Source organism: Bacillus sp. FSL H8-0545, from assembly GCF_038006105.1.
Classification (GTDB): domain Bacteria; phylum Bacillota; class Bacilli; order Bacillales; family Bacillaceae_G; genus Bacillus_A; species Bacillus_A cereus_U.
Genome location: NZ_JBBOUO010000001.1, coordinates 4,044,931 through 4,056,843 on the forward strand (window position 1 = coordinate 4,044,931; position 11,913 = coordinate 4,056,843).

The window sequence follows — 11,913 nt, forward strand, 5'->3', positions numbered from 1 at the left end:
TATTTAGAAAAGTGTCAATCCTATTTTTTCAAAAAGAAAGGGCCTTAGCCCGTTTGCTCATCCTCATTCTTTCTCTTCTCTTCATCTATTAGGACACGGCGTAAAATTTTTCCGACTGTCGTCTTCGGCAACTCACTTCTAAACTCATATACCTTTGGAACTTTGTAAGCTGCTAAATATTTACGTGCAAACTGATCTAATTCTTCTTCAGAACACTCAGCGCCTTCTTTCAAAACAACAAACGCTTTTACAGTTTCCCCTCGATACGGATCAGGAACACCGATTGTTACCACTTCTTGCACCTTTTCATGTTCATATAACACCTCTTCTACTTCACGAGGATATACGTTAAAACCACTAGCAACGATCATATCTTTCTTACGATCTTTCACATAGAAAAAGCCATCCTCATCCATGTATCCTACATCACCTGTATGAAGCCAGCCATCTTGCAGTACAGCTGCCGTTTCTTCTGGCTTATTCCAATACCCTTTCATAATTTGTGGGCCCTTTACAACAATTTCACCAATTTCACCTGGAGGTAATGACTCTCCTGTCTCAAGTGACATGATGATTGCCTCTGTATCCGGCCACGGTACCCCAATACTTCCCGGCACACGCTTTTCCCACAAAAAATTCCCATGTGTAACTGGTGATGACTCCGTTAATCCATAACCTTCTACTAATTTACCACCTGTAACTCTCTCAAACTCCTCCTGTACTTCTACAGGAAGCGGTGCAGAACCACTAATACAAGCCTGAATTGAAGAAATATCATATTCTTTTAAAAGAGGACTATTTAATAGAGCAATATAAATGGTTGGTGCTCCTGGAAATAGTGTGACTTTATGTTTCTTAATTGCTTCAAAAACCATTTTCATATCAAACTTCGGAATAAGCACCATTTTATACCCTTGCATAATACTTAAATTCATTACAGCTGTCATCCCGTACACATGAAAAAACGGAAGAACACCAAGAATTACCTCTTCTCCTTCTTTACAATTATATAACCAATGCGCTCCCATTAAAGTGTTCGAAACGAGGTTTTTATGCGTTAACATAACCCCTTTTGGAAACCCTGTCGTTCCCCCTGTATACTGCAAAAGGGCTAGATCATTTTCAGGATCACATGGAACTTCAACATCAGCATTACTTTCCTTTTCTACCGATCTCCAAAGATGAATCGTTTCGCTTTCCGACACATTCACAACAAGATTTGCCTGCTTTTTTTGTACAAATGGATAAAGTAAATTTTTAGGAAATGGTAAAAAATCTGCAATACGGGTTACGATAATGTGCTCAAGCTTTGTTGCAGTTTGAACGTTAGTAACTCTCGGAAACACTAAATCAAGGCAAAGAATAACTTTTGCCCCTGAGTCATGAAGTTGATACTCAAGCTCTCTTTCTGTATAAAGAGGATTCGTTTGTACGACAATACCACCCGCAAGCAAAGTACCATAATAACCAATTACAGATTGTGGACAATTCGGTAACATAATCGCAACTCTATCGCCTTTTTCAATACCAAGCCTTTGAAGGTAATTCGCAAATTTCTTTACCTTGTCATGGAAATCTGAAAATGTAACATCTTTCCCTAAAAAGTGAAGCGCTTTCTTTTCTGGATAACGAGCAGCCATTTTCTCTAAATATCTATGAAGTGGCTGAATATCATAAGAAATCGTCCCTGGAATTTCATCTGGATAACTCTGCAGCCAAGGTTTTTCCACTCTCATTCCCCCTTCCAATACTTGTGAAAATAAATAAATGAATGTTCATTCATGATGGTTATTTTCATTATATTATAGTCATAACAGTGTTACAATCATAATATTCTGACTTTTATATAACTATGCTTTACTTCGTTAACTTCTTATTTTATGTATAAACTCTCTTAATTTTAAAAGAATAAGAGAGTTCACGTTACTTAGCTTAATCTTATAATCGTTAAAACTGCACCAGGTGTAGTCGTTGATAATGTTGCAACAGCTAACAATCCAAACAACTGCAAACTAATTGCACTACCCGCCGCAAGAGTCGTAATAATTGTTGCACTAAATGAAGTCGTCGCTAATGCAGGAGAGTTGATAGTCCCAGCAAGCGGTGCACCATTAATTGTAATTCGCGAACTAACTAATAATGAAGCCGTTATATTAATTGTATATGAAATATAATAATTCCCCGCATTTGCGGCCGTAAATACTGTGTTTCCCCCAGATACTGTAATTCCAGGTCCTATATTTTGATTATTCGGAAGTGCGACATTTGTCCCACCAAGTAATACTGATATTGCCGTACCCGATGTATTATTCGCAAATGCATACGTCGCAGTTATACTTGTACCTGTTACTCCCGTTGCTCCTGTTTCACCTGTTGCTCCTGTTGCTCCCGTTGCCCCCGTTGCTCCTGTTGCTCCCGTTGCCCCTGTTGCTCCCGTTGCTCCCGTTGCTCCTGTTGCTCCCGTTACTCCTGTTGCTCCCGTTACTCCTGTTGCTCCCGTTGCCCCCGTTGCTCCTGTTGCTCCCGTTGCCCCTGTTGCTCCCGTTGCTCCCGTTACTCCTGTTGCTCCCGTTGCTCCCGTTGCTCCTGTTGCTCCCGTTACTCCTGTTGCTCCCGTTGCTCCCGTTGCTCCCGTTGCTCCCGTTGCTCCCGTTGCTCCCGTTGCTCCCGTTGCTCCCGTTGCTCCCGTTGCTCCCGTTGCTCCCGTTGCTCCCGTTGGACCTGTTGGACCGAGCTTAGGAACTGTCCCATCGCAACTAAAACAGCATGAATCAACATGTACACCATTTGTATTATTACACCCACAGTATCCATTTGTATTATTACTCCATAAAGACATGTTGACCCCTCCTTCTTGTTCAATCTTTTAAGTACAGCCAACTAATTAGAAATATTTTTCTAATAAAAAATCAGTTTTTATTTTCCTTATCAACTACCCGATCTGGAACAAACCTTTTATAAACAAAGGTTTATTCCTTACATTCTAATAATTATTACATGCAATGCGCTCCCCTTTCGCTTGTACTTTCGCCTTCCTTCTTAAACGAATTTCCTCTCCTTCAGTCTTGATACACATCTGCATTTCAATACGATATATCAAAATCCATATAAATCGTTATTTTTCGTCGAAATTTTAAAAAAATATTGACCCTTAAAATATCCTCATAGTATGATTTTGTTGTTGTAATTGATAACGATTTTCAATATCGTACATTGCAAATAAAATAATTTATTTGGGGGGCATAAGATGAAGAAAATTCTTAGCATTTTCATGGTAGTTCTTCTATTCGTTGTCGGATGCGGACAACAGAAAGAGGAGAAAAAAGAAACAAAGGCGGACAATAAAAATCAAGCTATAACAATTAAACATGCTGAAGGGGAAACAAAGTTAGATAAACCAGCGAAAAAAGTTGTTGTACTTGAGTGGGTATATGCAGAAGACTTATTAGCACTTGGTGTTCAGCCAGTAGGGATGGCAGACATTAAGAATTATAATAAATGGGTAAATACAGAAACAAAACCAAGTAAAGATGTTGTAGATGTAGGAACACGTCAACAACCAAACTTAGAAGAAATTAGCCGTCTAAAACCAGATTTAATCATTACAGCTTCATTCCGTAGTAAAGCGATTAAAAATGAATTAGAACAAATTGCACCAACAGTTATGTTCGATCCATCAACAAGCAATAACGATCACTTTACTGAAATGACAGAAACATTTAAACAAATTGCAAAAGCAGTTGGAAAAGAAGAGCAAGGTAAAAAAGTATTAGCTGATATGGATAAAACATTTGCTGATGCAAAAGCAAAAATTGACAAAGCAGGCTTAAAAGATAAAAACATCGCAATGACACAAGCATTTACAGCTAAGAACGTACCAACATTCCGTATCTTAACTGACAATTCTACAGCTTTACAAGTTACAAAAAAATTAGGTTTAACAAATACTTTTGAACCAGGTAAATCTGAGCCAGACGGTTTCAAGCAAACAACTGTAGAATCATTACAAAGTGTACAAGATTCAAACTTCATTTACATTGTAGCGGATGACGATAACATTTTTGACACTCAACTAAAAGGCAACCCTGCTTGGGAAGAATTAAAGTTCAAAAAAGAAAACAAAATGTATAAATTAAAAGGCGACACTTGGATTTTCGGTGGTCCTGAGTCTGCAAAATCTTTAGCAACACAAGTAGCAGATGTAATGACAGCGAAGAAGTGATTACACGATGAATAGCTTACAACATACACTTCGAGCAAGTCTTGTATTCGGAGGAGGAGCAGCTCTCTTGCTCCTCCTTTTCTTTATTCATATCGGGCAAGGACAAGCAAACATTTCCTACAGTATGATTATCGATGCTCTTATCTCACCGAATCAATCGCTAGAGCATCAAACTTTAATCATGCTTCGACTCCCTAGAGCTGTAATAGCCATTTTAGCTGGAGGTGCTCTTGCTGCATCTGGAGTCATTTTGCAAACTTTAACGAAAAATCCACTTGCTGAATCAAGTACAATGGGAATTCATTCAGGTGCATATTTCTTTCTAGTAGCGGCTACAATTTTCTTACCGAAAGGTTTGCAAATTAACTCCCTTCTTTTCACATTTATCGGTGGTGCAATTACTGCTTTATTTGTATACCGTATTTCTGGTGGAAAAAAGGGAACCCCACTTAGAATGGCACTAGCTGGTATGGTCGTTACATTAATGCTTTCTGCCTTTACCGGAACGATGCAGCTTTTCTATGAAAATGAAACAGCTGGTTTATTTTTATGGGGAGCTGGATCTCTTATTCAAAATAACTGGGATGGCGTTCAATTCACTTTTCCATTTATTGTTATTTCTTTCCTAGTTTTACTATTCATGTCACGTAAGCTTAATATCCTCTTACTCGGCGATGATGTAGCTGTTTCACTTGGAGAGAAAACAGCAGTAACACGGTTTATCGCGTTCATCGCTGCAATTTTTTTAACAGCAGTAATTGTAACTGTTGTTGGACCGATTGGCTTTGTCGGCTTAGTCGCACCACATTTAATGCGCCTTATTGGTTACCGTCAACACTTTACACTTCTTCTCTCCTCTTTCTTATGGGGAGCAATATTATTGCTAGGAGCAGACGTTGTTGGTAGATTAATAGATCCAACTGGTGCCGAACTTCCTGTCGGAGCAGTTACAGCAATGATTGGATCACCTTGGCTTATTTATTTAGTGTATCGAATGATGAAATCGAAACAATATATGAATGATAATGGAGCTAATGCAGCTGGAGCTAGTTCTCGCTATTACTCTTATAAAAAGGTAATCATTATATCTATCATACTTTGTATTGTTACGATTTCTCTTGGCGTTGCAATCGGTAGCAACTCTTATATCGAAAGCATTACAAATGTCATAACAGGACAATTAACACAATTTGATAAAAATATGATGATGAATCTTCGTTTACCAAGAATGCTCGTTGCCGCTATTGCCGGAGCATGTCTTGCGATAAGCGGACTTGTTTTCCAAGGCATATTACGAAATCCACTTGCTGATCCATCTATTATCGGAATTTCGTCTGGAGCAGGTGTTGGTGCTTTAACCATTATGTATGTCTTCCCTGCACTTCCTGGTTTCTTCCTACCAATTGGTGCATTTATTGGTGGACTACTTGCAGTTGGAATTGTCCTCTTCTTCTCATGGAAATCAGGATTTAGCCCAACAGCTCTCGCTTTAATAGGGATTGGAATTTCAGCGCTTGGATCAGCGATTATTCAAATCTTTATCGTTAAAGCGAATTTGAATGTGGCTGCTGCTTTAACATGGTTGTCAGGTAGTACTTATGCAAGAGGATGGAATCACTTAGAAAATATCATTCTATACCCATCACTCATTCTCGTACCCATTATATTTTTCTTAATGAAACAACTCGACGTTCTCGTACTTGGAGACGATTTAGCAACCGGACTCGGGCAACCAGTAAATAAAACGCGCCTTGCTCTAATTGTATTAGCGACACTACTTGCATCAGTCAATATTGCTGCTGTCGGTACTATCGCCTTTTTAGGCCTTGTTGCACCGCACTTAGCGCGAATCGTTGTTGGCATGAATCATCAAAGACTATTCGTTTGTTCAGCACTGTTTGGGGCAATCCTTCTTTCCGTGGCTGACTTACTCGGACGAACAATTGCATATCCGAAAGAAATTCCTTCTGGGCTTGTTGTTGCTGTACTTGGAGCACCTTATTTCTTATGGTTGATGAGAAAAAGTGGGAAGAAGGTTAATTAAAAAGGAGGCTTCTTGTATTGGAAGCCTCCTTTTTATATACTAAATAAATTACTCTGATCTCACTAATTTCACAGATTCACTATCTCCCATAAACTCATGATATACATTTAATGTGTTCTCCTCAAGTTTCAAATCAGCTTTCTGCTTTCTTTCTCCCACTAAAAATACAAGCTCTACAGAAATAATTCCTTTGTTTACACTTAATACTCGGAAATCCCCTATAGTAGTCCCTTTCCCAAAAATATTATGTTCCATAAATTCTCCACCTGTTTTCTCACTATTAAATTCTATTTCCAAACCAACTGGTCTGCCTGTACTTTCTTGTGACATCCAAGACCCCTCTAGCTTTCCAATATCAGCCTCTTTTTTCTTTTCATTTTTTAATTCTTCCTCTTTTTTCTTTGCTTCTGCTTGTTGAGTTAGTATGTCATCGATTTGCGTATTCAGCTCTTTGGCCCGTTGATTTTCCGAAATAAATTGTTGATTTTGACCAGTATCATTAATAATTTTATTTACTATTACTTTAGCCTCTTCATATTTTTTATCATTCTTTAACTTCTCTGCCTTTTCCAATTGACCTATATATTGACCTTTTAACTCTTTATTCTCCATGAGCAAAGCTTTTTGTTCTTTCGCTTGATTTTGAAGAGTTGTAGAACCATCTTTCATTTTTTCTACTTCTTGAAACAACTCTATTGCTTGTTCTATATTTTCACTCGATTTCTCTTTTATTGCACGTATCATCTTAGTAGTTTGTTCTTGTAATACTTTTGCTTCTTTATCATTCTTTTTCTCTTCTAATGCCAATTCAAATGATGCTTGTGCAGTGTCATATTCTTTACTCGCTAAAGCCAATTTTCCTTGATCCATTGCCTTTTTATAAGTCTCATTGCTACATCCTGCCATTAAAAATAGAATTATGATTCCTAAAATCAATCTTTTCATAATATCCCCCTTGATGCTGTAAAATCTATACACTAAATTAATATAATTCCATATACACTCAATAATATCATGAAATTTATATATAACTCTTAAATACCATTATTAAAATATAAAGGAAACTATCCATTTCCCCACGAACTTAATCTATGAACATAAATAGGGGGGATAACAACAATGTACCAAACAATTGAAGGCTTTTTACAATCATGGAAATATGAAGCTGAGTCTACTCAAAAGATGCTCGATGCATTAACAGATGAATCTTTGTCACAAGAAATTGCACCTGAACACTGGACGTTAGGAAGAGTCGCTTGGCATATCGTTACTGCAATTCCTGTTATTCTATCAGGGACAGGGTTAAAGTTTGAAGGTGAAACAAAAGATTATCCTGTTCCAACTTCTGCGAAAACAATTGCAGATGAGTACCGTAAAGTAAATGCAGCTTTTGTTGAGGCACTTCAAAGCGAATGGACTGATAAAGACTTAGCTACTATTAATGACTTCTTTGGTCGTCCTATGCCGAATTCTATATTTTTAATGACACTCATTAATCATCAAAATCACCACCGCGGGCAGATGACTGTTTTAATGCGTCAAGCGGGCTTAACTGTTCCTGGCGTATACGGTCCTGCAAAAGAGGAATGGGCTGCTGCTGGAATGGAAGCTCCTAAAATGTAATGACAGAAAAAGACAAGATGTTTGCGCACCTTGTCTTTTTCTGTCACTTGTTTCATGTGAAACTATTTTTGCTAAATGGTTGTTTTATGGAAAAAATAAGTTGAAATGAATACATATTATGAGGAGGGGCAACCAAATTGAATACAAAAAATAAAAAAATAGCTATGGGAACTGTTTTACTAACTTCTATTATTGGAGTTATCAGTGTATCTCTTTACTTCACAAGTTATGGTACCCCTTGGGAAAAACAAACAGCAATTACAGAATCAAAAAATTATATTACAAAATACTTTAATCTAGACGCGAAAGTCAAAAATACTTCTTACGATGCTAAAATGGATAGCTATGCAATCGCCTTTGAAACAATTGAAGATGGCGAGTTTACTATCGAATATAAAAGCCCTAATAACTTTAACATTTCTCCAGGAGTCCAAGAGTATTTAAGTAAACACTACAAATTTACAGAGTAGTAACGAAGCATACATATACAAAAAAGAGTTGGTGTAACGCCAACTCTTTTTTACTTATTTTTGTCACGTTGTTACATCTTCCCTCTCAATATTTTTAATTCCATAATAAGCAATCGCAATACCAATTGCTGCAAATGTGAATTGTAGAGGGAGAAAAGTCGCTATAGAAAATACTGGCTGGTTATTAATTGCGATTAATACAACGATAATAGAAGAAACGATTGTAGCTGGCACAGAACGTTTACGCATCCCGAAATATAGAGGAATTAAGCTTATTCCTGCCGTGGCAATGGCTAAAGGAATAAGCTTTATCCCTTCTTGAATCAATTGATCTACTGTGAATGAATTAGGAAGAATTGAAAAATAACTATCTATCCCAAAGAAAATTCCTACTACTAAAATGTTAGATACAATAACTGTTATAAATGTTAATGTTGCTGTAATGGCCAACTTACTAACCATCATTTTCTTTCGGTTAATTGGATAAGAAAACATGAGTAATATTGTTTTGTTTTTATATTCATCAATTATTAACTTGGCTATTAGTACGCCACCAAAAATAATAAATGTTGCTCTTACTAACGCACTAGCCATCGACAAAATTATCTGCGGATCTCTTATTTCTGAATCTCCTTCTATTTGAGCAACGAAACTAACGAAAATTAGTAGTGCCAGTATAATGATATTTGCAATAACTGCTCTCTTCACATACCATCCGAGCTTAAACTTCTTCAATTCTAGCTTCATAAGACGTAGCATGATAGTCCCCCTTTCATTTTAAATTTAATTGATATAAATCGCCCCTGTTTTACTTAAAATCTTCACTTCGTTTTTTGCATCACCGATGGTTCCTTCTTTTACCTTTTCTGTATTTTTATCTTTCTTAAGTCCGTTTACATTCACCATTATGTCAGACGAATTACTTTTAGCCATAAGTTTCAAAGAAGTCGGAATACCCTTATACCGTACGCCAATATCCCCTGATTTTGTTTCTACAAATAATGATTTTCCTTCTGTCATATCTTTCAGTAATACTTCACCAGATGTTGAAGTGATGTTCATATTTTCATTTTTTATATTTTTCACATAATTATCGCCAGTAGTAGAAGTTATATTTACTTCTTGTAATGAACTATCTTTTAACATTAAATCTCCACTTTCGGATGTGAACTCACCCTTATCTGCCAATAGTCCTACAATCATTTCATCTCCAGACTTTCCTTTTGTCACGATACTTTTTACTACTATATCGCTTATTTTCACATCACCCGATTTATTATTTAATACAATTTTATCTATTTCTTTCTTCGGAACAGCTATAGATATACTATTTTTCTTCTTAAATGTAAAACCATTAAAAAATTTGGTCACCTTTTGTTTTTGCTTAATCACAATTTTATTTTCGTCATTTTCTATTTTGACGGGATCTATCTCTTTATCTACTCGTTGACCTTGGGCGGAAACTACTATTTTGTTAGCGTCTGTACTTTTAAATTCAATATCCCAGTTTTCATTGTCCACTTCTATTTCTTTTATATTATTTATCTCAAAAGACTTTTCTTTCTTAAAATCTTTTCCTTGAAATTTCTTAACACCAAAAACCACACTAGTAATTGTAAGAAATAAAATTGCAATTACTATTATTTTTTTCACTGCTCATACCCCAGTTCGTTGTTGTTTTAAGCTTGCTTCACGCCACATCAATCTTGTCGATTTTTCGATACGACAGATAACTAATAAAAATCCCTACTAAACAGAGCACTATTGGGATAGCTATAAAATTATAAAAACTTACTTGATTGTTTCCAATGTTACTGTTCATTATCATCCCGATTATTACTGCAGAAGTAATCGTTGTCGGTGCCGATTTCTTTCTCATCCCAAAAAATAAAGGGATTAAACTTATACCAGATATCATAAATGCATTTATAAAAGTAGCTGGAACGGTAGCTATTATTTCACCCATCGTAACAGGCGTTTCAATTACTCCCATCATTGGATTCATAAAAAATATGAGCAAACTAATAGTGAAAGTAGCGATAATCATGCTCACAAAGCAAAAACTAAAAACAATTGTTAATTTCGCCCTCATTACCGTTTTCCTTTGCAATGGATACATAAACAATAGTTGCATTGTTTTGTTCTTATACTCATCAATTACTAAACGTGATAAAATGACCGAACTAAAAATAAGAAATGTCATCCTAATAAAGATGTTTGCTAAAGTCATATATTTTGTGAAATCAGTGAGCGCCGCATCTACTTCACCTTTCGCTCCCAACCCTAAAAGACTTACCGCAGCAAAAATTGCTATAATACAAATGGCTACCCCTTTAAAATAACTAGATAATTGATGTTTTTTCCATTCAAGCTTCATTAATTTAAACATATAGACCACGCCTCCATTCCTTATATAACTATCTCTACGCTACTAACATTCTAATTCCAGCAGTAACTACGCTTAACATTCCTATCACTAGTAAAATTAACAACCATTTCCGCTCTGGTTTTCTATAATATAAAATCCCAATTATGAACATTACGATTAATCCGCTTACGAGATTCAACAACAATCCATTAAGCATGAATGCCCTCTCCATCCATTACATTTAAGAAATACTCTTCTAAGGAACTATGTTTCTTATTAATACTTTCTATCTCTATATCGTTCATAATGAGTGCTTTTGAAATGGCTTGCTGAGTCGCTGCCATTTCATACACACGAATCATATTTCCACTCATTATTTTGTAATTTTTTATACCGAGTTTATCTTCTAGAATATAAGCTGCACGTTTTACATCAGGAACAGTGATTTCAATGTACTCTGTTTGTTTTCCATTAATACTCTTCATTGAAACTTCTTTTATTAGTTTCCCATTTTGAATAACACCAATTGTATCTGCCATTTGTTCCATCTCGCCTAAAATATGACTAGAAACTAATAAAGTAATGCCATATTCTTTGCAGAGCATTTTAAATAAATCTCGCAATTCTTTAATACCAATTGGATCTAAACCGTTAATCGGTTCATCTAAAATGAGAAGCTCTGGTTTTGTCATGATTGCTCTTGCAATACCGAGTCGTTGTTTCATCCCTAATGAAAAATCTTTTACTTTTTTATTATCAATGCCGTGCAGTTTCACTAAATTTAAAGCATGATTAATTGCATTTTTATCGTAATAGCCCATATATTCACAATGTAATTCTAAGTTTTCCTTTGCTGTTAGCTTCTCATAAAAAACCGGATATTCAATAATTGTTCCCATTCTTTTTAATACTTCATAAGAAGTGTCTGTTAACTTCTCGCCGAAAATTTCAATATCACCGCTCGTCGGTTTAATTAAATTCGTAATCATTTTCATAATCGTTGTTTTACCAGCACCATTTGGTCCTAAAAAACCATAAATCTCTCCCCTTTTCACGTGCATATTCACACCAGAAATTACCTCTTTCTCTTTAAACACTTTCGTTAACTGGTTCGTTTTTAATATATATGTCACGTCACTTTCCCCTTTCGTACTACTCTATATTTCTATAATAGACAATGGAAATC

At 36.0% G+C, this 11,913-nt stretch carries 12 protein-coding genes; 4 read left to right on the forward strand and 8 right to left on the reverse strand.

Annotation, left to right across the window (positions count from 1 at the left end):
* Window positions 1-44 precede the first annotated feature (44 nt).
* On the reverse strand, window positions 45-1,730 hold the full coding sequence (locus tag MHI07_RS21210) for a long-chain-fatty-acid--CoA ligase (RefSeq protein ID WP_340826094.1): 1,686 nt from the start codon (window positions 1,728-1,730) through the stop codon (window positions 45-47).
* A 197-nt stretch (window positions 1,731-1,927) separates the two neighbouring features.
* Window positions 1,928-2,839, reverse strand: a complete 912-nt coding sequence (locus MHI07_RS21215) for a BclA C-terminal domain-containing protein (RefSeq protein ID WP_340826096.1) — start codon at window positions 2,837-2,839, stop codon at window positions 1,928-1,930.
* Window positions 2,840-3,247: 408 nt separating this feature from the next.
* On the opposite strand from MHI07_RS21215, the gene MHI07_RS21220 reads away from it, so the two are divergent.
* Both MHI07_RS21220 and fhuB read left to right on the forward strand, forming a co-directional pair.
* Window positions 3,248-4,222 (forward strand): ABC transporter substrate-binding protein, encoded by a 975-nt coding sequence (locus MHI07_RS21220; RefSeq protein ID WP_340826098.1) that lies wholly within the window; start codon window positions 3,248-3,250, stop codon window positions 4,220-4,222.
* A 7-nt stretch (window positions 4,223-4,229) separates the two neighbouring features.
* Entirely contained in the window at window positions 4,230-6,266 is a 2,037-nt protein-coding gene (gene fhuB, locus MHI07_RS21225) for a Fe(3+)-hydroxamate ABC transporter permease FhuB (protein ID WP_340826100.1), read from the forward strand.
* 48 nt (window positions 6,267-6,314) lie between these two features.
* Here fhuB and MHI07_RS21230 read toward each other — a convergent pair whose 3' ends face one another.
* Window positions 6,315-7,211 (reverse strand): hypothetical protein, encoded by an 897-nt coding sequence (locus MHI07_RS21230; RefSeq protein ID WP_340826102.1) that lies wholly within the window; start codon window positions 7,209-7,211, stop codon window positions 6,315-6,317.
* 174 nt (window positions 7,212-7,385) lie between these two features.
* Between MHI07_RS21230 and MHI07_RS21235 the strand changes: the two genes are divergently transcribed.
* Both MHI07_RS21235 and MHI07_RS21240 read left to right on the forward strand, forming a co-directional pair.
* Window positions 7,386-7,889, forward strand: a complete 504-nt coding sequence (locus MHI07_RS21235; RefSeq protein ID WP_340826104.1) for a DinB family protein — start codon at window positions 7,386-7,388, stop codon at window positions 7,887-7,889.
* 137 nt (window positions 7,890-8,026) lie between these two features.
* Window positions 8,027-8,359 carry a YfjL-like protein gene (locus MHI07_RS21240; RefSeq protein ID WP_340826107.1) on the forward strand — a complete coding sequence of 111 codons (333 nt, stop codon included), beginning with the start codon at window positions 8,027-8,029 and terminating at the stop codon, window positions 8,357-8,359.
* A gap of 63 nt (window positions 8,360-8,422) precedes the next feature.
* On the opposite strand, the gene MHI07_RS21245 is transcribed toward MHI07_RS21240, so the two are convergent.
* The 5 genes from MHI07_RS21245 to MHI07_RS21265 are packed head-to-tail and all read right to left on the reverse strand — an operon-like array spanning window position 8,423 to window position 11,860.
* Window positions 8,423-9,118 (reverse strand): ABC transporter permease, encoded by a 696-nt coding sequence (locus MHI07_RS21245; RefSeq protein ID WP_340826110.1) that lies wholly within the window; start codon window positions 9,116-9,118, stop codon window positions 8,423-8,425.
* A 24-nt stretch (window positions 9,119-9,142) separates the two neighbouring features.
* A complete protein-coding gene (locus tag MHI07_RS21250) occupies window positions 9,143-10,012 on the reverse strand; it encodes a DUF4097 family beta strand repeat-containing protein (protein WP_340826111.1) in 870 nt (289 codons plus the stop codon).
* Between the two features lie 37 nt (window positions 10,013-10,049).
* Window positions 10,050-10,748, reverse strand: a complete 699-nt coding sequence (locus MHI07_RS21255; protein WP_002199230.1) for an ABC transporter permease — start codon at window positions 10,746-10,748, stop codon at window positions 10,050-10,052.
* 34 nt (window positions 10,749-10,782) lie between these two features.
* A complete protein-coding gene (locus MHI07_RS21260) occupies window positions 10,783-10,944 on the reverse strand; it encodes a hypothetical protein (RefSeq protein ID WP_340826114.1) in 162 nt (53 codons plus the stop codon).
* Window positions 10,937-11,860 (reverse strand): ABC transporter ATP-binding protein, encoded by a 924-nt coding sequence (locus tag MHI07_RS21265; RefSeq protein WP_340826117.1) that lies wholly within the window; start codon window positions 11,858-11,860, stop codon window positions 10,937-10,939. The genes MHI07_RS21260 and MHI07_RS21265 overlap by 8 nt, the downstream gene beginning before the upstream one ends.
* Window positions 11,861-11,913 lie beyond the last annotated feature (53 nt).